General features: G+C 65.3%; 23 protein-coding genes and 1 tRNA gene. 7 read left to right on the top strand and 17 right to left on the bottom strand.

Translation table 11 applies throughout. From position 1 onward, the window contains the following. Window positions 1-22 precede the first annotated feature (22 nt). The 3 genes from QMG83_RS13360 to QMG83_RS13350 are packed head-to-tail and all read right to left on the bottom strand — an operon-like array spanning window position 23 to window position 3,481. A complete protein-coding gene (locus tag QMG83_RS13360) occupies window positions 23-1,384 on the bottom strand; it encodes an aldehyde dehydrogenase family protein (RefSeq protein ID WP_283505897.1) in 1,362 nt (453 codons plus the stop codon). Next, the gene (locus QMG83_RS13355) at window positions 1,381-2,121 is read right to left on the bottom strand and encodes a gamma-glutamyl-gamma-aminobutyrate hydrolase family protein (RefSeq protein WP_283505896.1); all 741 of its coding nucleotides are present in this window, start codon (window positions 2,119-2,121) and stop codon (window positions 1,381-1,383) included. Before QMG83_RS13355 ends, QMG83_RS13360 begins: the two co-directional genes overlap by 4 nt. Beyond that, window positions 2,108-3,481, bottom strand: a complete 1,374-nt coding sequence (locus QMG83_RS13350) for a glutamine synthetase family protein (protein ID WP_283505895.1) — start codon at window positions 3,479-3,481, stop codon at window positions 2,108-2,110. The genes QMG83_RS13355 and QMG83_RS13350 overlap by 14 nt, the downstream gene beginning before the upstream one ends. 202 nt (window positions 3,482-3,683) lie before the next feature. Between QMG83_RS13350 and QMG83_RS13345 the strand changes: the two genes are divergently transcribed. Both QMG83_RS13345 and QMG83_RS13340 read left to right on the top strand, forming a co-directional pair. Further along, complete coding sequence (locus QMG83_RS13345) at window positions 3,684-5,219, top strand: amino acid permease (protein ID WP_283505894.1); 1,536 nt, start codon at window positions 3,684-3,686, stop codon at window positions 5,217-5,219. A 230-nt stretch (window positions 5,220-5,449) separates the two neighbouring features. Next, window positions 5,450-6,100, top strand: coding sequence for a M23 family metallopeptidase (locus QMG83_RS13340; protein WP_283505893.1), 651 nt, complete (start codon window positions 5,450-5,452; stop codon window positions 6,098-6,100). A gap of 11 nt (window positions 6,101-6,111) precedes the next feature. Here the strand turns inward: QMG83_RS13340 and QMG83_RS13335 are convergent, their stop codons facing one another. The 3 genes from QMG83_RS13335 to QMG83_RS13325 are packed head-to-tail and all read right to left on the bottom strand — an operon-like array spanning window position 6,112 to window position 8,861. Then, window positions 6,112-7,281 carry an alanine racemase gene (locus QMG83_RS13335; RefSeq protein WP_283505892.1) on the bottom strand — a complete coding sequence of 390 codons (1,170 nt, stop codon included), beginning with the start codon at window positions 7,279-7,281 and terminating at the stop codon, window positions 6,112-6,114. Continuing rightward, window positions 7,274-7,900 carry an alpha/beta hydrolase gene (locus QMG83_RS13330; RefSeq protein ID WP_283505891.1) on the bottom strand — a complete coding sequence of 209 codons (627 nt, stop codon included), beginning with the start codon at window positions 7,898-7,900 and terminating at the stop codon, window positions 7,274-7,276. The genes QMG83_RS13335 and QMG83_RS13330 overlap by 8 nt, the downstream gene beginning before the upstream one ends. After that, window positions 7,893-8,861 carry a ring-cleaving dioxygenase gene (locus tag QMG83_RS13325; protein WP_283505890.1) on the bottom strand — a complete coding sequence of 323 codons (969 nt, stop codon included), beginning with the start codon at window positions 8,859-8,861 and terminating at the stop codon, window positions 7,893-7,895. Before QMG83_RS13325 ends, QMG83_RS13330 begins: the two co-directional genes overlap by 8 nt. 147 nt (window positions 8,862-9,008) lie before the next feature. On the opposite strand from QMG83_RS13325, the gene QMG83_RS13320 reads away from it, so the two are divergent. Next, window positions 9,009-10,157 (top strand): MalY/PatB family protein, encoded by a 1,149-nt coding sequence (locus tag QMG83_RS13320; RefSeq protein ID WP_283505889.1) that lies wholly within the window; start codon window positions 9,009-9,011, stop codon window positions 10,155-10,157. A 27-nt stretch (window positions 10,158-10,184) separates the two neighbouring features. Here QMG83_RS13320 and QMG83_RS13315 read toward each other — a convergent pair whose 3' ends face one another. The 5 genes from QMG83_RS13315 to QMG83_RS13295 all read right to left on the bottom strand — a co-directional run bounded on the left by QMG83_RS13315 (window position 10,185) and on the right by QMG83_RS13295 (window position 13,835). After that, window positions 10,185-10,985, bottom strand: coding sequence for an efflux permease Rv1217c-related protein (locus QMG83_RS13315; protein ID WP_283505888.1), 801 nt, complete (start codon window positions 10,983-10,985; stop codon window positions 10,185-10,187). Further along, a complete protein-coding gene (locus QMG83_RS13310) occupies window positions 10,978-11,919 on the bottom strand; it encodes an ABC transporter ATP-binding protein (RefSeq protein ID WP_283505887.1) in 942 nt (313 codons plus the stop codon). Before QMG83_RS13310 ends, QMG83_RS13315 begins: the two co-directional genes overlap by 8 nt. A 33-nt stretch (window positions 11,920-11,952) precedes the next feature. Continuing rightward, window positions 11,953-12,747, bottom strand: coding sequence for an IclR family transcriptional regulator (locus QMG83_RS13305; protein ID WP_283505886.1), 795 nt, complete (start codon window positions 12,745-12,747; stop codon window positions 11,953-11,955). Window positions 12,748-12,803: 56 nt separating this feature from the next. Further along, entirely contained in the window at window positions 12,804-13,520 is a 717-nt protein-coding gene (locus QMG83_RS13300) for an SGNH/GDSL hydrolase family protein (RefSeq protein ID WP_283505885.1), read from the bottom strand. 242 nt (window positions 13,521-13,762) lie between these two features. Beyond that, window positions 13,763-13,835: transfer RNA gene (locus tag QMG83_RS13295), tRNA-Lys, on the bottom strand. A gap of 92 nt (window positions 13,836-13,927) precedes the next feature. On the opposite strand from QMG83_RS13295, the gene bcp reads away from it, so the two are divergent. Further along, the gene (bcp, locus tag QMG83_RS13290) at window positions 13,928-14,401 is read left to right on the top strand and encodes a thioredoxin-dependent thiol peroxidase (RefSeq protein WP_283505884.1); all 474 of its coding nucleotides are present in this window, start codon (window positions 13,928-13,930) and stop codon (window positions 14,399-14,401) included. A gap of 94 nt (window positions 14,402-14,495) precedes the next feature. On the opposite strand, the gene QMG83_RS13285 is transcribed toward bcp, so the two are convergent. Together QMG83_RS13285 and QMG83_RS13280 are read right to left on the bottom strand one after the other, a co-directional pair. Continuing rightward, complete coding sequence (locus tag QMG83_RS13285; protein ID WP_283505883.1) at window positions 14,496-15,323, bottom strand: sulfurtransferase; 828 nt, start codon at window positions 15,321-15,323, stop codon at window positions 14,496-14,498. A 9-nt stretch (window positions 15,324-15,332) separates the two neighbouring features. Further along, window positions 15,333-15,737 carry a hypothetical protein gene (locus QMG83_RS13280; protein ID WP_283505882.1) on the bottom strand — a complete coding sequence of 135 codons (405 nt, stop codon included), beginning with the start codon at window positions 15,735-15,737 and terminating at the stop codon, window positions 15,333-15,335. Between the two features lie 232 nt (window positions 15,738-15,969). Here QMG83_RS13280 and QMG83_RS13275 point away from each other — a divergent pair, with 232 nt between their 5' ends. Then, window positions 15,970-16,218 carry a WhiB family transcriptional regulator gene (locus tag QMG83_RS13275; protein ID WP_179498346.1) on the top strand — a complete coding sequence of 83 codons (249 nt, stop codon included), beginning with the start codon at window positions 15,970-15,972 and terminating at the stop codon, window positions 16,216-16,218. 18 nt (window positions 16,219-16,236) lie between these two features. Here the strand turns inward: QMG83_RS13275 and QMG83_RS13270 are convergent, their stop codons facing one another. Genes QMG83_RS13270 through QMG83_RS13260 form a run of 3 tightly spaced genes read right to left on the bottom strand, consistent with a single transcriptional unit; the run spans window position 16,237 to window position 19,606 of the window. Continuing rightward, window positions 16,237-17,733, bottom strand: a complete 1,497-nt coding sequence (locus tag QMG83_RS13270) for a sensor histidine kinase (RefSeq protein ID WP_283505881.1) — start codon at window positions 17,731-17,733, stop codon at window positions 16,237-16,239. A gap of 9 nt (window positions 17,734-17,742) precedes the next feature. Next, a complete protein-coding gene (locus QMG83_RS13265; RefSeq protein ID WP_283505880.1) occupies window positions 17,743-18,975 on the bottom strand; it encodes a CpaE/TadZ family protein in 1,233 nt (410 codons plus the stop codon). A 1-nt stretch (window position 18,976) separates the two neighbouring features. Next, window positions 18,977-19,606: a hypothetical protein gene (locus QMG83_RS13260; protein WP_283505879.1), complete on the bottom strand. Its 630-nt coding sequence runs from the start codon at window positions 19,604-19,606 to the stop codon at window positions 18,977-18,979. A 122-nt stretch (window positions 19,607-19,728) separates the two neighbouring features. Between QMG83_RS13260 and QMG83_RS13255 the strand changes: the two genes are divergently transcribed. Beyond that, entirely contained in the window at window positions 19,729-20,010 is a 282-nt protein-coding gene (locus QMG83_RS13255) for a helix-turn-helix domain-containing protein (protein WP_283505878.1), read from the top strand. Window positions 20,011-20,015: 5 nt separating this feature from the next. On the opposite strand, the gene QMG83_RS13250 is transcribed toward QMG83_RS13255, so the two are convergent. Then, on the bottom strand, window positions 20,016-20,615 hold the full coding sequence (locus tag QMG83_RS13250) for a hypothetical protein (protein WP_283505877.1): 600 nt from the start codon (window positions 20,613-20,615) through the stop codon (window positions 20,016-20,018). Window positions 20,616-20,773: 158 nt separating this feature from the next. Here QMG83_RS13250 and QMG83_RS13245 point away from each other — a divergent pair, with 158 nt between their 5' ends. Further along, window positions 20,774-21,250: an Rv3235 family protein gene (locus tag QMG83_RS13245; protein WP_283505876.1), complete on the top strand. Its 477-nt coding sequence runs from the start codon at window positions 20,774-20,776 to the stop codon at window positions 21,248-21,250. The last annotated feature ends 8 nt before the right edge of the window (window positions 21,251-21,258 follow it).

The following is a 21,258-nucleotide window of genomic DNA, read 5'->3' as shown; positions in this document are numbered from 1 at the left end:
TCTGTCCTTAGTTGGGGCTGTTTTAGTCGGTGCTGATGAATACGTTTTTGGTTTCGGTGAACGCAGCGGCCGCGTCCGGTCCGAGCTCACGGCCGAGGCCGCTCTGCTTGAAGCCGCCGAACGGCGTCGTGTACCTCACCGATGAATGCGAATTGACCGAGAGGTTGCCACTCTCGATGCCTCGTGACACCCGGATGGCGCGGCCGACATCCCTCGTCCAGATCGAGCCGCTCAACCCGTAGACGCTGTCGTTGGCCAGCGAGATCGCATCGGCCTCGTCGTCGAACGGAAGCACTGTGACGACCGGGCCGAAGATCTCGTCCGTGACGCAGCGGTCTGTTCTGGATGCGGGCAGCAGCACTGTCGGTGCGAACCAGAACCCTGGGCCGGTCGGGGCGGTTCCGCGGAACGCCACCTGCGCGTCATCCGGCACATAGGAGCTCACCGAATCGAAGTGTGTCTTGGAGACGAGCGGGCCCATCTCGGTGGCGGCGTCGGTGGGGTCGCCCACGACAACGCCCTTCACCGCGGGTTCCAGGAGCTCGAGGAACTTGTCGTAGACGCTGCGCTCGACGAGGATTCGCGAGCGGGCGCAGCAATCTTGCCCGGCGTTCTCGAAGACGCTGGACGGCGCGGCGGCCGCGGCCTTCTCGAGGTCCGAGTCGGCGAAAATCACGTTCGCGCTCTTGCCCCCCAGCTCGAGCGTGACCGCCTTCACCTGCTCTGCGCACCCGGCCATGACCCGCTTGCCCACCTCGGTCGAGCCGGTGAACACGATCTTGCGCACGTTCTCGTGGGTGACGAAACGCTCCCCCACGACCGATCCCTTGCCGGGCAGCACCTGGAAGAGCCCGTCGGGCAGTCCTGCCTCGAGCGCGAGCTCACCCAGGCGGATGGCCGTCAGCGGCGTCCACTCCGCCGGCTTCAGCACGACGGCATTGCCAGCGGCGAGCGCCGGCGCGAATCCCCAGCTGGCGATGGTCATCGGGAAGTTCCACGGCACGATGACACCCACCACGCCGAGCGGCTCCAGGAAGGTCACGTCGAGCCCGCCAGCGACGGGGATCTGCTTGCCGAGCATCCGTTCGGGGGCAGCCGAGTAGTAGGTGAGCACGTCGCGAACGTGTCCGGCCTCCCAGCGAGCCTGAGTCACCGGATGCCCGGAGTTGGCGACCTCGAGCGCGGCCAGTTCATCCACAGCGCCATCGACGGCGGTGGCAAAATCACGCAGGGCACCGGCCCTGGCCGCGGGAGCCAGCGCCGCCCACAGCTTCTGCGCGGCGACGGCGCGCGCGACCGCGTCATCCACGCCTTCGACCGTGGTGTGCTCGACCTCCCGGAGCTGGGTTTCCGTTGCCGGGTTGATGAGGATTGAGCTACTCACAAGGAGCCTTTCGTCATGGCGCTGTGGTCGCGAGCGGCCGACACGAGCCCCTCGAACAGTCTGATGTCGTCGAAATCCTGCTCGGGATGCCACTGCACGGCCACCCCGAAGGAGAGGTCCGGCAGCTCGACGGCCTGGATCGTCCCGTCGTCTGTGCGTGCTGTCACGATGAGGCCATCTGCCACTCGGTCGATCGACTGGTGGTGGTACGACTTACCGATGACCGCGCCGCCGATGAGCCCGGCGATGTGACTGTCGGCGTCGACGATCACGTCGTTGTCGACGAAGACGCCGCCGCCCACGTTGTAACGCTCTGAGCCGACCAGGTCTGGCAGGTGCTGGTGCAGGGTGCCGCCGAGGGTGACGTTCAGCATTTGGGCCCCACGGCAGATCCCGAGAAAGGGAAGGTTGCGTGCGATCGCGGAGGTGAGGAGGGCATCCTCCCACGCGTCACGATCGCGGCGAGGTTCGTCGGTCGCGGCGTGCGCCACCTGGCCGTAGCGCGCGGGGTCGACATCTTTGCCGCCGCTGATGATGAGACCGTCGAGGCCCTCGAGCACACGGTCGGCAATCGCAGCATCGACAGGCTGCGGCGGCAGCAGCACCGCGATGCCGCCGGCACGGTTGACGGCCTCGAAGTAGACCTTGGGAAGGAACGCGGCCTGCACGTCCCACACCCCGGTCTGTGCCTGCTCAAGGTAGGTGGTGAGACCGATCAGGGGCCTAGAAGCGCTCAAAGCCGCGCACCCTCTCCCAGTCGGTGATGGCGGCGTCGTAGGCGACCTGCTCGATCCGGGCGTTATTCAGGTAGTGCTCCACGACGTCGTCGCCGAAGGCCTCGCGGGCGATCGCGGACTCGGAGAACAGCTGGGCGGCATCCCGCAGCGTTGCCGGAACCCGTGGGGCGTCTGACACGTAGGCGTTGCCCTCAAACAGCGGCTCGAGTTCGAGCTCGTGCTCGATTCCGTAGAGTCCGCCCGCGATGAGCGCCGCTACCGCGAGGTACTGGTTGACGTCGCCTCCGGGAACCCGGTTCTCCACGCGCAGCGAACGACCGTGGCCGACGACGCGCAGGGCGCAGGTGCGGTTGTCGAGGCCCCAGGCGACCGCGGTTGGCGCGAAGCTGCCCGCGACGAAACGCTTGTATGAGTTGATGTTGGGCGCGAAGAAGAGGCTCAGCTCCCGCATCGTCTTGAGCTGGCCGGCTATCCAGTGCTCCATGAGCTTCGAGAAGCCGTACGTGCCGTTCTCGTCGGCCATGACGGGCTCGCCATCCTTACCGACGACCGAGAGATGGATGTGGCACGAGTTACCCTCGCGCTCGTTGAACTTCGCCATGAAGGTCAGCGACTTGCCGTGCTTGTCGGCTATCTCCTTCGCACCGTTCTTGTACACGGAGTGGTTGTCGCAGGTGCCGAGCGCGTCGGTGAACCTGAACCCGATCTCCTGCTGGCCGAGGTTGCACTCGCCCTTGACGCCCTCGCAGTACATGCCGGCGCCATCCATCGAATTCCGGATGTCGCGCATCAGCGGCTCCATGCGGGTGGATGCCATCAGCGCGTAGTCGATGTTGTAGTCGCTGGCCGGGGTGAGGTCGGTGTACTTCTTCTTCCAGGCGTCGCGATACGTGTCATCGAAGACGATGAACTCCAGCTCGGTGGCGGCGTATGGGGTGAGTCCCTTTTCGGCGAGCCTGGCGATCTGGCGCTTGAGAACCTGCCGCGGGTCGGGTGGCACCGGGGTGCCGTCGAGCCACGTCAGGTCGGCGGTGACAATGACAGCCCCGTCAAGCCAGGGGGCGAGACGCAAGGTATCGAGATCCGGCATCATCGCCATGTCGCCGTAGCCCCGCGCCCACGACGAAATCTCGTAGCCCTCGACGGTGTTGTTCTCGACGTCAACAGCGAGGAGGTAGTTGCAACATTCGGCGCCGTGCTCGGCGAATTCCTCAAGGAAGAGTCGCGCGGCTACCCGTTTGCCGACGAGCCTGCCCTGCATGTCGGTGAAGGCGATGATCACGGTGTCGACCTCTTTTGAGGCGACCAGCGCTTCCAACTCATCGATGGTGAGGTTGCCCGTACGTGTCGCTGATGCCACCGATTGCTCCTCTGCAATGCCGGCTACGCCGACTGTTCCGACCATTACACCACAGCGTCATCGAGGGATGCTCGCCCAATGTAACGCGTATTTAACATCCAAAGGTAGACATTGGGTACCAATAGAGGCCATGCTCTCGATAAGCGCAGACGCTGGAGTCTCGATGGTGTCGCGCACCCGATCGTGCACTGGAAGGACAGTTATGACAGAGAGCAGAAGCGTCTCCGGAGTGAAATACACCTCCGCGGGCGAGGGCTACTTCGAAAAGCGAAAGCTGAAGCGAAGCGCTGGCATCTGGGGCCTGTGGGGTCTCGCGGTCGCCGCGGTCATCTCCGGTGACTTCTCGGGCTGGAACTTTGGCATCGACTTCGCCGGATTCGGCGGCATGCTGATCGCCTTCGTGATCCTCGTAGCCATGTACTACGGCATGATCTTCTCGATCGGGGAGATGGCCGCAGCCATGCCCCACACCGGCGGCGCATACTCCTTCGCCCGATCGGCGCTGGGCCCGTGGGGCGGACTGGTCACCGGCCTGGCCGAAACCATCGAGTACGTCGCCACCACCGCGGTCATCGTCTTCTTCTCCGCGCAATACGCGAACGGCATAACGTCGGAGCTGCTCAATTTCGACCTCTCGGGCAGCATGTGGATCTGGTGGATCGTGCTCTACGTCGTGTTCGTCACGCTGAACTCCGCGGGCGCCAACATCTCGTTCACCTTCGCGATCGTCGTCTCGATCATCTCCATCGGCATCCTGCTGGTGTTCTCGGTGATGGCGGCAACCTCCGGGCTGTTCAGCGTCGACAAGCTGTTCGACATCGTCCCCGACCCGGGTCAGACCGCGTTCCTGCCGCACGGCGTTCTGCCGATCCTGTTCGCGCTGCCCTTCGCGATGTGGTTCTTCCTCGGGATCGAGGAGCTGCCGCTCGCTGCGGAGGAGGCTCACAACCCGAGCCGCGACATCCCGAAGGCCGGATTCCTGGCCCGCGGAACCCTGATCGTCACCGGCCTGCTCGTGCTGTTCCTGAACACTGGCATCATTGGCGCTCAGGCGACCGGAGTCTCCGGCGAGCCACTGCTCGACGGTTTCCGCGCCATGGTCGGCGACGAGCTCGCCGCGGTTCTGGCCCTCTTCGCGCTGGTCGGGCTGCTGGCATCCCTGCAGGGCATCATGTTCGCCTACGGCCGCAACATGTACTCCCTGTCTCGCGCCGGCTACTACCCGAAGTTCTTCTCCCTCACGGGAAAGCGCCAGACTCCGTGGGTAGCCCTCGTGGTTGGGGCCATCCTGGGCTTCATCGCCCTCGTGGTGCTGGACGTGCTCAGCAGCGTCGCATCGGAAGGTGTCGCCTCGGTTGCCGGTGCGATCATCCTGAACATTGCGGTGTGGGGAGCCGTCGTCGCCTACTTCCTGCAGATGGTGTCGTTCATCATCCTGCGTCGGAAGTTCCCTAACGCGAGTCGGCCCTATCGCAGCCCGTGGGGCCTGCCGGGCGCCTACATTGCGGCGATCCTCTCGGCGTTGGTGTTCCTCGGGTTCCTCATCAACCCGACCTTCCAGCCGGCGATCATTGCCATCGTGATCGTGTACGTGCTGATCCTCATCGGGTTTGCCGTGTACGGGCGTCACCGTCTGGTGCTCTCACCCGAGGAGGAGTACGCGCTCAGCGGGGGCCTTCACGGAGACCCGCAGACCGAAGGATACGACGCGATGGAGTCTGAATTAGACCGGAAATAACGCGGCAGTGAGGGCGGATCGGAGCGACCGGCCGCCCTCACGGTTGCACAAATCGTGTCCGGAATGTAACTTTAAGGGTCCCGTCGGTCCGTTTTGATCTCGGACTGACAGCAAAAGAAGTCAGTGCCCCCGGTTCCCGAGGCCGCCCTAGCGGTCGCAACCGCGGTGGCGAAACGCGCTTTCAGCTGACAGTGTCCACACTGGGCACACGCAAACTCGAAACGAGATTCGTGAAACGAACACTGACAATCTGCGCGATCGCTGCGCTGGTCATGGGTGCAAGTATCCCCACCTCAGCTCTTCCCGACGCATCGCAGGCTGCCTTCGCCGAGTCCGGCTCGGTCTCGAGCACTCGCACAGCAGACCCGCAGGCGCTCGTCGCCTCGGCCGCCGTCGCGGCCCCCACCGAGCGTGACGCCTTCGGAATCACGGACCCGCCAGAGCCGGAGCCGGAGCCCGTTGCGATCGCCGTTCCGCAGTACAGCGTCGCGTACGCCAACGTCTCCGGAGCGCTCGCCACCTGGCCCGTCAACGCTGGCATCAATGACGGCTTCGGCTACCGCGGTTCCGAATTCCACGGCGGCATCGACATCATGGGCAGCTACGGTCAGGCGATCGTCGCAGCGTCCCCCGGAGTCGTCACCACAGTGGGGTTTGATGGCGGCTGGGGCCAGTACGTGAAGATCGATCACGGCGGCGGCGTCTCCACCCTTTACTCGCACATGATCTCGGGTTCACCCACCGTCTCGGTCGGCCAGTCGGTCGGCGCCGGCCAGATGATCGGTTCCGTCGGAGACACCGGATACGTGACGGTCGCCCACCTGCACTTCGAGGTCTACGTCAACGGCACCCGAACCGATCCGATGGGCTGGCTGCCGTAGCTAGTCCCGCGTTAGAAGTAGGTCAGCACGACATCGGTGACGAGCGGATCCTCCGCGCTCGCATCCTCGATCATGGGGATGGCGCGCCATTTGTCGAACGCGGTGCACGGGTGTGACAGCCCCAGCCTGAGAACGTCGCCGACTGCTGGCGCTTCGCCTGTCAGCCGAAGATAAGAGTGCTGGTCGTTGATCCGCTCGACCCTGCCGAACCGCGCGGCCGGCAGACCCAGATCGTAGGGAAAGTCGCGCTTGCCGCCATCCAGGATCGCCAGCGACGCCTCCGGCCGGGAGATCACCCGCGCCCACCCGTGCATTGCAGCCTTCAGTTGCGGCATCGGGGTCACGGCGTCGTAGAAGCCGTCGTCATGAACTTGGAACGCACCCGAGCGCAGGATGACCGTTGCCCTGTCGACCAGGGGGGCGAACGTGTCGGCGACCAGGTCGAAGAACGCGCTGCCGCCCGCAGTAACGATCGGCCGGACATCCCACTGGATCGCATCGTGGACCGCAACCAGGCGATCCAGAAAGTGCTGCACGGCCCCCACCGACCCGTCGGTGCGGTCGTTTCCGTAGGAGCCCTCATAGCCGGCGACACCCGCAAGCCGCAGCTCCGGTGCTGCTTCGACGGCGGCCGCCACCGCGAGGGCCTGCTCGACCGAGCGCGCCCCGGTACGACCACCCGTCGAACCCAGCTCGACGGCGACGTCGACCGGTCGCGCGGCTGAGCTCAGCCCGCGCCGCATGAGCTCGACGGCCTCAACGCTGTCGACCCAGCACAGAAACCCGAAATCGGGGTCGGCTAGTTCTGCGCCCAGCCAGGCCAAAGCCACGGGGTCGATGAGTTCGTTCGCGAGGATGATGCGCGAGAACCCGAACGACCGCGCGAGCTGCACCTGCCAGGCGGTGGCGAGGGTGATCCCCCACGCTCCCCCGTCCAGAAGTTGCTGCCACAGCTTCGGCGCCATAGTCGTCTTGCCGTGCGGGGCAATCTGGAGGCCACGTTCGGTCAGCCACGCAGCCATCACCTCGACGTTGTGCGCCGTGGCCCTGCTGTCAATCGTCAGCAGCGGCGTTGCGAAGTCCGACAGGTGAGGCTGGGTCGCAACGAAGCGGTCGGCAGACACTCCCCAGCTCGTTGGGGGGAACGATTTGGCCCACGAGCCCAGCACTGTCTCATCCACGACTCGAGGCTAGTCCCAGCCACCGGCGCGCCGCGTCGAGATCCTCCGCGTCGATTCCATGACCGCCTGCGCGCTTGTGGCGGGTCACCTGGGCGCCTTGCTCCCGGAGTTGCGTCGTGAGCCTGGTCACACTCGTGGCTGGGGCCATCGGGTCATGAGAACCGTTGGCCAGCAGCATCCTGCTGCCGTCGAGTCTGTCGGTGAGCGGTCGGCCGGCGAAGGGGTACATGCCCGAGAAGGCGATGACCTCGGGGACGACCTGGGGGTAGAGCGCGGCCGTCGCGAGACCCACGTTGGCTCCGTTGGAAAAGCCGACGGCGACGATGCGCCGACCCTGAAGCGCGTATCGCTCGACGGCCCACTCCACGAAGTCGGCGAGATCACCAGCCCGTACGACCACGTCGTCCACGTCGAACACTCCCTCCGCCAGTCGGCGGAACCAGCGAAGCGCGCCGCCCTCAGACACCTGCCCGCGAGGCGCGAGCACTGCTGTCATGGGGTCGACGGCATGCGCCAGCGGCAGGATGTCGCGCTCGTTGCCGCCCGTACCGTGAAGCGCCAGCAGCACGGGCCCCTCGCCGTCCTCGAAGACGTGCTGCCACGTCGATGGGTCACTCATGGCTGGCCGGGTTGTTCTCTGCCGGCACCGTGATGGGAATGACGGCATGCTCGATGTCGTCACGCGACGGCTCGAGCCACGGCGGCAGTTTCAGGCTGCGACCGAGCTCGAGCAGCGGCTCGTCGATGTCGAACCCGGGTGTGTCCGTCGCGATCTCGAACAGAACTCCGCCCGGCTCCCTGAAGTAGATCGAGGTGAAGTACTGCCGATCGAGGATGGCCGTGACCTGGTAACCCCGACCAACCAGTTCGTCGCGCCACTGCTGCTGCGTCGCCTGGTCGGGCACCCGGAACGCGATGTGGTGCACGGTGCCGCCCGCGGTGAGGCCGACGGGAGCCGACGGATGAGAGATCACGTCGACGATGTTGCCTGGCAACGCGTCCCCCGCTGCCAGCCTTGTGCGGTTCCCCACCTCGGAGATCACGTGCAGCCCGAGATCTTCGGTGAGAAGCGCGACGGTTCCCGCGGCATCCCGAACCGTCAGTACCGAGGAGTGCTGACCGCGAACGGCATATTCGGCGGGAACCGAGGCGGAATCCCACGGATTACGCGGGTCGGCGGTGGAGCTGGCGATCAGGTCAAGCTGCAGCCCGTCGGGGTCACGCAGCGAGAGGCGCTCTTCGTCGGAGCGCTCGGTCGTGATCTCGCTGGAGACGCCGAGCCGGTCGAAATGCTCACTCCACCAGCCGAGACTGCCGGCGGGAACAGAGAACGCGGTCGACGTCGACTGCCCCGAGCCGATGCGGCCTTTAGGCACGCCCTTCCAGGGAAAGAACGTCATCAGTGAACCGGGCTGACCCGCCTCGTCACCGTAATAGAGGTGGTACGTGCTCGGATCGTCGAAGTTGACGGTTCGTTTGACCAGACGCAGCCCCAGTCCGGTGATGTAGAAGTCGATGTTCTTCTGTGGGTCCCCGCCGATCGCGGTGACGTGGTGAAGACCGGATGTTGCGGCAACCATGATGCTCCCTGAAGTTAGAGTGAATATCTATACAAACGCATACAACTCGACAATATTCCCGGGTTGGTTCATCGCAGCTGGCACCACGTGCTACCCCGGATGACGCGCAAAGTGGCGCGATGTGCGGAAGTGGCGCAGGCTTGGGTCATGTCCATCGCATCGTCCGAACCAGCAGACCTGCTGCGATCGTCGCGCTCATCGCTGAAGTGGACGCGCTACCCGGAAGGCGTGCTGCCGCTGTTCGTCGCCGAGATGGACTATCCGGTGTCTGAGCGCATCCGCGAGGCGATCATCGAGCGGGTAAAGACATCAGATCTCGGCTACATCGATTCGGCGGGACCGCTGGCCGATGCCTTCACCCAGTTCGCCTCGCGCCGCTGGGGCTGGGAGGCCGACCCGGCCTGGGTGCGAGTTGCCACCGACGTGAGCGTGGGCATCGTCGAGAGCCTCCGATTCGGAGTCGCGCCGGGGTCGCCGGTCGTCGTGAGTTCGCCGGTCTACCCACCATTCTTCGAGCTCGTCGAGGAGGCCGGGCTTCCCCTCATCGATGTGCCCATGCTTGAGGGAGTCGAGGGTTGGCACCTCGATCTCGATCGCATAGAGGCCGCGTTCATCTCTGGCGCCCGCGCACTGCTGCTGTGCAACCCCCACAACCCGCTGGGACTCCCCCACGACCGCGAGACCCTGGTCGACCTCGCGATGCTCGCCGCCCGGCACGACGTGCTGGTCATCGCCGACGAGGTGCACGCTCCGCTCACGCATCACGGCGCTGTGTTCACACCGTTCGCCGCGGTCGCCACCGCGGCGGGCGCGCGCGCTGTGACCGTCACGTCCGCCAGCAAAGGCTGGAATATGGCCGGCATGAAGTGCGCGCTGATGGTGCCCTCGGATGCCCGAGCCCTGGCGCTGCTGGACAGCTTTCCCCAGGAGGTGGCTTCGCGCACGAGCATCCTGGGCCTGCATGCCAACGTCGCCGCCTATGGCGACGAGGAATGGCTGGATGCGACGATCTCGCGGATCATGCACAACGACCAGTTGCTCGCCAGCCTGCTGCACCGTCGACTGCCGGTGGTGCACTATCGACGTCCCACTGCGACCTACCTCGGCTGGCTCGACTTTCGTGACCTGGGGCTCGGAATGGACCCGGCTGAACACGTATTGCAGGATGCCAAGGTCGCCCTGAACTCCGGACCGACCTTCGGTGCGGCGGGCCGCGGTCATGCGCGGATCAACTTCGCGTGCGACCCGAGCGTGCTGGAAGAAGCCGTCGAACGCATGGCGGCTGCATTCGCGTGAATCTGTCGCTGCGATCCTCGATGCGGCTCAGCCGACGACATCCCGACGTCGCAGGGCGAACACGGCCACGACCGTGAGAGCCGCGCTGACACCCACCAGCAGCACGAGCCCACCCGCGTCGAACCCATCGACGAGAGGAGTGTTCCGGAACGCCCAGGCGTAGGGCGAGATGGCCCGCGCGCCTTCGAGGTCGCTGGACTGGGCGGCGACGGCGTTGATGACGTAGCCAAGCACAGCGACCCCGGCACCGGCCACCGTGGCGATACTGCGGCGACCGGTGATCGCACCGACTGCGAGCGCCATGGTGGCGCTGACCAGGGTGAGGCCCACCAGTGAGGTTGACGCAGCGACCACGTTGGCGGCATCCAGGCCTAGCTGCGCCGGCCCGTCGAGCACGATCACCATCAACGCCGCGAACCCGCCAAGCCACAGCAGTCGAACCACGATCGAGAGGGCGGATTCGAGGGCATACTGCAGCCGTCCCACCCCGTGCGCGAGGTCGAGCTCGAGGCGACCTGACTCTTCGGCCCCGGCAATCGCGGAGGCCCCCCAGGAGGTACCCGCGATGGTCAGCAACAGCACACCAATGAGACCGTAAAACGTGCCCTGCACGTACCCCGGCCCCGAACTGATCTGTTCGATACCCATAGTCTTCACCAACTCGGGCGGCATGCTCGCGATCATTTGGTCCATCTGCCCGGCGCCATTGATGCTGGGATACAGCGGGAGGTACAGCGCCAGTGCCCCCGCGACCCCGACGGTCCAGCCGAGCAGGGAGCGCCACGAGTCCGCAAAGGAGCGGCGGAGTACCGGGAGCGCGCTAGCCATTGTTCTTCTCCTTCTCGCTCGACTCCGGAGCCTGTTCGCCGTAGAGGCTGAGCACGGACTCCTCGAGGTCGGGCTCCTCGACAGCCAGGTCGACGAGGCGGAACCGCGCGATGGTCTTGATGACGGCATCGATGTCACCGTTCACCCGTGCGGTGAGTCGCACGACGTCCCCGTCGGTTACCTCGATCTGCCCCAACTGGGAGAGCTGCGCGAGGGCGGTGCGCACCGCGTCGACCGTCGTGTCAGCGAGACCCGCCCGCAGGTGACGGATGCTGCCCAACCGCAGCGACTCGACGGCGCCCTGCGCGACAACGCGCCCACGGCTAAGTACCGCCACCTGGTCTGCCGCCTGCTGGATCTCGCTGAGCACATGGGAGCTCAGAAGCACGGTTTGCCCGCTATTGCGGGCCTCGCGGACCATGAGCAGGAATTCTCGCTGCACGAGCGGATCCAGTCCTGTCGTCGGCTCATCCAGCACAAGCAGTTCCGGACGGTGCATGAACGCCTGCACCAGCCCGAGCTTCTGCCTGTTGCCTTTCGACAGCGCACGAATAGGCGGGTTGAGGTCGAGATGCAGTCGTTCGGCGAGCGCATCGATCATGCCGGGGGCCACATCGCCACTGATGTCGGCGTAGTGGTTCAGAAGACTCCTCCCACGAACGCGACCATCGAGTCGAAGATCGCCCGGCACGAATCCGATTCGGCGGCGCAGCTGCGGCCCGGCCGCGCGGGGATCCTCTCCCAGCACCCGGAGTGTTCCCGACGTGGGATGGATGATGTCGACCAGCATGCGCAGGGCGGTCGTCTTGCCTGCACCATTGGGGCCGATCAGGCCGAACACCGTGCCGCGCTCCACGGCGAGATCGAGACTGTGCACTGCAGTGACTGAGCCGTACCGCTTGCGCAGCTCGGTGGTGCTGATGGCGATGGGCATGGCGTGTGCTCCAGTCCTGGGCGGTGTGGGCGGCTACGTTGGATGGGTTTCGCGAGGGGCGATGGATTCCACCCGCGCCCGAAGTGTGGGCACCGTCAGCACGAGGCGATCGATCGGCAGCCGAAACCGAAGCGCGCTGATGCTGAGTGCCCCGGCCGAGTTGACGGAGCGGCCCAGGAAAACGGGAACCGCCACGCAGTTGATACCGATCTCGTTTTCCTGGTCGTCAATCGCATAGCCCCGCTCGCGGGTGTTATGCAGTTCGGATAGGAGGGCGTCGGCATCCGTGATCGTGAATGGCGTTCTGGCGTCCAGCTCCTGCCCATCGAGCCATTCGAGCAGTTCAGCCTTCGTGGTGATGATCTGGCTGAGCAACAGCTTGCCGACGGCGGTGCGATAGGCGGGATTGCGCCCCCCGACGGTCGACGTGAGTCTGACAGCACCCTGGGCCGCGTCGACCTTGGCCCGATAGACCACATCCTTACCGTCGAGCACCGCGTAGTGAACAGTCTCCCCATACTCGTCAGCGAGTGCCCGCATCAGCGGTTCGAGGGTGGATCTCTCAGGACGCCCCTCATAGTTCCGGAAGGCAATATGGAAAAACTCATCGCCCAGCGAGTAGACGCCACGCGAGGTGAGCTCGGCGAGCGACGCCCGACGCAGCGAGGCGAGGGCGCGATGCACCGTGGGCTTCGAGCTTTTCAGCGCCGTCGCGAGTTCGTCGAGAGTGACCCCCTCGGGATGGTTGCCCAGTTCAACAAGTACGGCAAGCACCCGATCGGAGCCAACGAGACGCTCATCGTGTCTGACCGCGGCGCCCGGTACCATGATTCACAATGGTAATACTCCATTCAGATAAATGGAAAAAGGCGCCGTTTGCGACCTCAACGGAGGGCACGCCACGTATCAGGTCGGTCGACCGATTCCTCCAGAGCCAGCATTGCCGCCGGCACGATTGCCCGAGCCCATGTTCCATGAAGTGTTGCCCACGACAACTGGTCCAACACCTTCAACTCCCCCGGCGTCGTCGAGGGGAAGGCGACGTATTGCAGACGGGGATCGGAGCGGGCAACGCGCCATGACGCCGCGTCGAGGATGTCTACCCGGGCCGCCAGCATCCTGTGCAGTCGTGGTGGGATCGGCTTGAAGTCCTGCACCGGCGGTAGCCCTGTGACGATCACCCTGGCGCGCGGGTGCTGTAGCCGGAGGTTGAGCATGAGTTGTTCGAGGGAGGCGGCCCACGCGTCGGGTGTCGTCATCAACAAAACATCTGGCACGCCAGCGAGGATGACCAGCAGGTCGACGTCGACGGGCGACTCCGACAGCTGCGTGGCGGCCCGGTCGATGGTGAGGTCGGGAGCGGCCATCTTCTCCCACCTGACGCCCCGCTGAAGCTCACGCGATAACGACTCCGCCACGCGGGCGCACACGGTCATGCCCTGCCTCAGCACCCCGTACCCCATAGCTGCCACGTCGCCGATGAACAGCACCCGAAGTTCATCCGGACCATCAATGAGCAGGCCTGGGTCGTCTGTGGGGAAAACCGCCTGAGCGACGTCACGTTTGTACTCGAGCATTGCCGCTTGGAGAAGCGGTTGCATGAGCCACGTCACTATGGATCTGTGCCGCATGTCGTGGCGCCCCCAAAGATTGTTGTGGCCCGAGTTCTGAGCTGACCGGATGCTGCGACGACCCGAATCCCCTGCGAGTGGCCGGCGCCAGCGTGCCCGAGTTTACCGGGTATGCAGAAATTCACCGGGTGGCGTGCCGACTGCTGACTAGTGCCGTGGACAGAAAAGGCGGGCACTCCCTCGATGAGGAAGTACCCGCCTTTTCGATACTGTGCACCCCCCCGGACTTGAACCGGGAACCCACTGATTAAGAGTCAGTTGCTCTGCCAATTGAGCTAGAGGTGCCTAGCCTGCGAACGAATCAACGGGCCGACGAACAAGATTAGCATGGCTTAAACGTGCTCACGAACAGCACGCCAAATCTGAAGCGGAGACCCATGACCGACCGACTCGAACCCGGCGCCACAGCTCCGGCTTTCACCCTGCCCGACCAGACCGGTGCACCGGTCTCCCTCGCAGATTTTTCGGGCCAGAAGGTCATTCTCTACTTCTACCCGGAGGCCATGACCCCGGGATGCACAACGGAGGCGTGCGACTTCCGCGACAGCCTGAACTCGCTCAAGTCCGCCGGCTTCAGCGTCATCGGGCTGTCTCGGGACAAGCCCGAGAAGCTCGCCACCTTCACCCACGAAGGCAACCTGAATTTCCCGCTGCTGAGCGACCCCGACCTCACCGTGCACAACGCCTACGCGGTCTGGGGCGAGAAAAAGCTTTACGGAAAAACGGTCACGGGTGTGCTGCGCTCAACCTTCGTCATTGACGAACAGGGCTCGATCACCCTGCCGCTGTACAACGTCAAGGCGACGGGACACGTTGCGTCGCTACGCAAGAAGCTCGGCATCGACGCCTAACCGCCTCCAAAAGTCGCGCGAACCGCGGCAAATGTGCCGAAACCGTGCAGGAGAAGAACATTTGCCGCAGTTCGCGCGCGAAGGCGGTGGATAGCTAGCCGACAGCGACCGGCCGGTCGGGATGATTCGACCACGAGCTCCACGAGCCGGGGAACAGTGCAGCATCCACCCCTGCGATCGCCAGCGCCAGCACGTCGTGCGCGGCGGTGATGCCCGAGCCACAGTAGGCGCCCACCGGAATTCCCGCTGCTACGCCGAGGCTCTCGTAGCGCGCGGCGAGAGCGTCGGCGGGGAGGAAGCGGCCGTCGGAGTCGACATTGCCGGTTGAGGGTGCGTTCACGGCGCCGGGGATGTGGCCCGCCCTCGGGTCCATCGGCTCCACGTCGCCGCGGAAGCGCTCCGGCGCCCGCGCGTCGAGCAGCACCCCGTGACCGGGGAAGGCGGCGGTCTCGTCGATGGTTAGCACCGGCAGGTTCCCGGGTTCGAGAACAACGGTGCCGGCATCCGGAACCACATCGCCCTCATCAAGAATCCGGCCGGTCGCGACCCAGGCCGGCAGCGCACCATCGAGCACCCGCACGTTGTCGCATCCTGCCCACCGCAACAGCCACCATGCCCGCGCGGCCGCCATACTCTTCAGGTCGTCGTAAATGACGACGGCGCTGTCGGCGCTGATCCCCCACCGGCGGGCGGCGGCCTGCAGGTCGTCGATGGCAGGCAATGGATGACGCCCGTCCTCCGCTCGACCGTGACCGGCGAGCTCGTGGTCGAGGTCGACGAACACCGCGCCGGGAACATGTCCGGCGAGGTAGTGCTCCCGACCGTCGGTGCGACCGAGCACCCAGCGCACGTCAAGAACCACCGGCGGGATGGGGCTGGCAAGCTCGGCGGCGAGCGCCTCAGCGGAGATGAGGTGAGACATGCGACGAGCCTACGAGCGGCGCGCGGTGGCCGCGACCACCGGCGACGTAAAGAGCAACACCAACGCGATGATCGCGGGAATCAACAGCAGCCACCCGAGGTCCGGCCGGGCGAACGCGCCCTGGAACGCACCGATGGCGACGGCGATCTGGAGCGCCTGCACGACGACCGTCGCTCCGCGCACCCACGGGCTCCCGCGCAGCACGTTTACGGCGATGACCGCCAGCCACACCGCCGCGATAACGGTCAGCACGGCGAGGGCAACGGCACTCGCATAGGAATCAGGGGTGTCGACGATGAGTTCGATCACGAGGTATCCGGTCGCAGTCAGCAGCAATGCGCACTGAGCGAAGATCAACACTGAGAGCGCGATCAGGAAAGGATGCCGGCTGCGGCCGTCTCGTACGTAACTCACAGTTTGGCCTCATATACAACCATTGATTTGCCTCTACCGGTATGAGAGTCTATATGAGGTTGATTTCCAGCTCTCAGTGTCGCGAGTGGGTCCCCAAATATTCTCGAATCCGATAATCCGGGCCTGAACCAGACGCTACGAAATCCCAGTTATTTTTTGACTGACGACTTTGACACCACTGGCGCAGGCCTGCCAGCGGGCTAGCCCCCGCACGCACCGAAGGAGTACCACCATGGATTGGCGCGACAAAGCTGCTTGCCTCACGGCAGACCCAGAGCTCTTCTTTCCTGTCGGCAACACCGGCCCCGCAGTCGACCAGATCGACAAGGCCAAGGCCGTGTGCGGCCGCTGCTCGGTTACCGAGATGTGCCTCCAGTACGCTCTCGACACCTCACAGGATTCCGGCGTCTGGGGCGGCCTGAGCGAAGACGAGCGTCGCGCTCTCAAGCGTCGCGCTGCTCGCGCCCGCCGCGCCTCCTAATTTCTTAAGCGACGCCGACTAACGTCGGTTGAGCCAGGTCATCGGCACCTCGATGGTGACCTCGGTGCCTCTGCCCACGAGCGTGTGCCAGTCGATGGTGCCGCTCAGTTCACCCTGGATCAGGGTGCGCACAATCTGGGTGCCGAGGCCGGAACCGACCTTGCCTTCGGCGAGGCCGACACCGTTATCGCGCACCTTCACACTGAGATGGTCATCGGTGCGCTCGGCGACGATCTCCACCTCGCCATCTTCACGACCGGCGAGCCCATGCTCGACGGCGTTGGTGACCAGCTCTGTGAGTGCCAGCGCGAGCGGCGTCGCGTACTCGCTTGGCAGGTTACCGAAACTGCCGGTGGATTTGGGACGCACCGTCGTGCTGTGGCTCGACGCGACCTCGGCGATCAGCATCAGCACGCGATCGAACACCACATCGAAGTCGACATCCTGCGTGAGCCCCTCCGACAGGGTGTCGTGCACGACGGCGATGGCAGCAACACGACGCATCGCCTGGCCGAGAGCATCCCGCGCAACGTCTGAGTGCGTTCGTCGCGCCTGAATCCTGAGCAGGGATGCCACAGTCTGCAGGTTGTTCTTCACCCGATGGTGAATCTCGCGGATCGTGGCATCCTTCGTGATGAGTTCACGCTCCTGGTGGCGAACCTCGGTCACATCGCGACACAGCACAATTGCGCCGACGCGCTCGCCCTGATTCCGGATGGGGATCGCCCTCAGCGACACGGTCACTCCACGCGCCTCGATGTCGGTGCGCCAGGGGGCGCGGCCCGTGACGACGAGCGGCAACGACTCGTCCACGGTCAGCCGGCCGCTGATCAGCCCGGTCGTGACCTCGGCGAGAGACTCCCCCTCGAGTTCGTTCGGGAATCCGATGCGATTGAAGGCCGAGAGCGCGTTGGGGCTCGCGAATGTCACGAGCCCATCGACATCCAGCCTGATCAGGCCGTCGGATGCCCGGGGCGCGGCCCGGCGTGGCCCGCTCGGCGCGCCCAGGTCGGGAAAGTCGCCGGTCGCGATCATGCCGAAGAGGTCGTTAGCGCAGCCGTTGAAGGTCAGCTCCTGCCTGCTCGGGGTGCGCGCCTCGCTCAGGTTGGTGTGGCGGGTGATGACAGCGATCGGCCGCTCGGTGGTCTGCTTGCCGGTCGGACTCAACCGTCGAAGCACCGGCACCGCCCGCACCCGGGTCGGGGTCTCTTCGTACCAGTCAGGTGTCGCAGTGTCGATGATGCGCGCAGTCTGGAAGGCCTCCTCGATCTGGGTCTTCCACTCCGGCTTCACCGCCTGACCAACGAAGTCGCGATAGAACAGGGTGGCGGAGCTCGAGGGCCTGGCGTGAGCGACGGCAACAAAACCGCCCTGCATGCTGGGCACCCAGAGCACGATGTCGGCGAAGGCAAGGTCTGCCAGGAGCTGCCAGTCTCCGACCAACAGGTGCAGCCACTCGATGTCTTCCTCACTCGAGCGTCCCTGGGCCTGCACAAGATCACTGAGGGTCGACATGCTTTCAGATTAGCCCGTGGCCCGCGCCCGCCCGAACCGATGGCGCAGGCTTCTCGGCAACGGCGGGGCCTCCGGCAGCAACCGCGAGGTCACCATCGACCGAATTGCCGCGCGCGCTGGCGAGCGCGGTGCCGAGTCGGCGAGCGTCCTGCCGCTCAACACCGCTCCGTCGAGGCCGCCCTGGTCATACGGCACCAACGCCGGCGACTCGATGCCGCCGAACCGCGACAACGTCTGGGTCACCTGAGCGTTCGGGTTCAACCCGATTGCGGATGCCCGAATCCGGTTCATGACGACCGTCACGTCGTTGGTCGACGCCGTCTCGACCATGTCGACGTGAGCCCTCAGGAATCGTGACAACCCCACCGGGTCGGCCGAGCCGACGGCCACGATGCTGTCGGCGTCGTGCACCGCGGTCACTGCGGCGGCGTTGCGACGCGGGGCGAACAGGTCGCTCGAGATCTCTTCATCGTTTTCGAGGCTCGAACTCGTGTCGAGGATCGTGTACTCGACCCACGAGCGGCACTGTCTGATCGTGGCCGCCACCCGCTCCCCCGACAGCTCAGGCCACCGGCTCGGTCGCCCGATGCCGGTGAGCACCCAGAAGCCGCCGAGAGGCGATTCGTATCGCTGGGCGATACGTTCAAGTTCCCGGTGCGTGAGCGTGTCGTTTCCCGCGAGGCGGCAGGCCGCGGCAAACCCGGGTGCCTCGTCGAGCATGCCCAGCGCGGGCGCGATGGAGGCACCGTGAGTGTCGACATCGGCAAGCGCCACTGAATGTCCGAGGGCGGCGAGTTCTGCGGCGATGCTCGTTGCGATGGTTGTGCGCCCGGGTGAACCGGAGGGGCCCCAGACGGCGATCACGGTTCCCCGCGCGGCCTCGGGCTGCGCAAGCGTCGGCTCGCGGCCAGAGCCTGTCAGCGCTGCCTCGATGTCTGGCCAGGGAGACGCGGCATCCATCGCCTCGAAGATGCCCAGCGTTGCCGCGTACCTGCGACCCGCATCGTCGCTGGCCAGCGCGACGAGCCGAACACCGGCATCGTCGCAGGAGGCAAGAACACGATCCGTGAGGTACCGCGCCTCGGAGGCCACGATCACCACGTCCGGTGCGAGCGGGCCAACGAGGGAAGCAAGCTCGAGCGCGCTCACGCATCGGCCGACGATGTCGTGGCCATGCCTCACGGCCTCGTCCGTCACCCGGTCTTCGAGCAACACCGGCAGCGCGATGACGATCCGTGCCATCTCAGCCCCGCCCCGGGAGGTCGGCGGGCACGATCGACATGGCATCGGAATTGGAGACCGCCTCGAGCACTCTCGCCACCCTGGCCTTCGGCACCAGCACCTCGACACCCACCGATTTACCCCCGGTCATGATCGTGTCGGACGTCACCAGCCGCACCACCGTCGCCCCAGACACGATCACGACGGGTGGCCCGAACTGGCCGTTCGAGACCTCTCTCGCCGACCACACGTCGACCGTCGAACCCGGCGCAATGGATGCCGCGAGCGCCCCATCCACATCGAGCACGAGTGAGGTCAGCCTCAGCCCGCTGACACTGCCGACCGCGGACGCCGGGATCAGCTCCCCCTCGTTCACCGCACGAGTCAGCACAAACCCGTCATCGGGGACGTCACCCGGCAGCAGGTAGAGCACGTCGACACCAGATAGCCTCACGCTGCTGGTGTCGAGGTCTGCCAACTGGATGCGATCGCCGGGGCTGAGGGGCGAGCGGGCGGAGTAGACCTGCACGGTCTCGTCGGCTGTCGACACAATCGCCACCACACCAGCGACCGACCCGACCACCAGAACGAGCCCGATAAGGAGCCTGGGGTCGACCGCGATGCCGCGGCCCCGCCGTGATCTGGTCTTCATCCGTCAACTCCCTGCGGCGATCCGACTGGCGCCTCGGGTCTATCGTCGCGAGTGCGCGATATTCGTGGCAAAAGTTATCCACATGTCTCCCACGGCGAGCCCTCCGGTTCCATACTCGACGAATGGATGACGCGACTTCTGCCGGGCACCTCGGGCGCTTCCTGACGCTCGGTGACACGGCCGAACTGCTCAACATCTCGGCGAATCAGGCGTACGCGCTGGTGCGATCGGGCGAGCTGCCGGCGATCAAGGTCGGTGCGAGCGGCCAGTGGCGCATCGAACGCACCGTACTCGAGTCGTACATCGCCGCGATGTACGAGCACACGCGGCGCATGAATCTCTGGCATCAGGCCGACTACTCCAACCTCACCGAGGTGGCGTTCGGCACCTCCAGCGAAAGCTGATCGGCTCAGAGCTTCACCATCATCACCGACACGAGCGGGATGAGGCGAAGCTCAGTCACCTCGGATGCGCGTCGCGGCGTGCCCGGCTCGTGCATCGCCAAGTCGACATGGTCCTTCCCGACCCTGTCGATGGTTCCGTGCAGCGAGCCTGCCGCGGTCACAATTTCGATCGCGCGGCGGCGGCGACACAGGTCGCGCAGCACGAAGGCGAGCCCCAGTCGGGCAGAGAGATCCGGATGACGGGCATCGTCGCCGCCGGCCAGGCTCGCTCGAACCAATGCGGGCGGCAGGCTGACACCCGTCACCGACTCGAGCGGGATGATGCACTGTCGTTGCTGGGTGGAGTCATCGATCACATCGGCCGAAAACCAGTCGCGTCCGATCAGCACCGGACACACAGTGATTCTCTTTCCGTCGGCGAGGATCAGCCCAAGGGCGGCGTGAGCTGCGGGCGTCACGGAATGCTGCAGCGCCACCAGCCGGTCGCGAAGGGAGAGCCTCCCGAGCCGCAACCGCTCTTCCTCGGCGTCCACGTCGCTCTCTTCGACCGAGATTTCGCGCTCAAGTTGACTCTCGAGGTCGTCGAACAAGCTGTCCCAGCGCATGAGCGCGACGCTACCCATCCTGAGCCGTCAGCGCGGACGTTATCCACAGTTGAAAAAAAGTCATGGACACGGAGGCTTGCCTACTGCTTTAGTATGCCTACCCCCGAATGGGGGTGGAAAGATTCGCATCTCCACAGATCGACTGATTGGGGCCGGGCGTGAGCGCAGCAGCACAACCTGATGAGCTCGCAATCGACCCCTCGTCGGCCTCAGCAACGGCACCGCCATTGCGCGTGATGCGCCAGCGGTTCGTGCCAGACGAGTTCTTCGGCCAGCAGCCCAGCAGCACATCGTCGCTTCCCGATCCGTCACCCCTGATCGAGAATCTCACCCGCGCTGTGATCGAGATCCTCGCGGGCGCCCGTGACCTCGAACAGATTTCACGCTGGGTCACCGACGACGTGTATCGACACCTCTTGAAGCGAGTCGTGCTGAGCGCGCGAGCCCGTCAGGCCACCGGCCGCAAGGCCACCCGGCCCCACTTCACGATCGGGTCGATCTCACAATTCGAACCACGGGATGGCGCGGTCGAAGCCGTCGTCATCGTGCACAACCGCGCGCGCACCAGGGCTGTCGCCCTCAGGCTTGAGGGTCTCGACAGCCGCTGGCGCGCGACAGCGATCAACGTGCTTTAGAGCTCGGG

Origin of the sequence: Salinibacterium sp. G-O1 (assembly GCF_030063305.1) — a bacterium.
GTDB lineage: Bacteria > Actinomycetota > Actinomycetes > Actinomycetales > Microbacteriaceae > Rhodoglobus.
The sequence above is the reverse complement of the archived record's forward strand: the minus strand, read 5'-3'. Positions and strand labels throughout refer to the sequence as shown.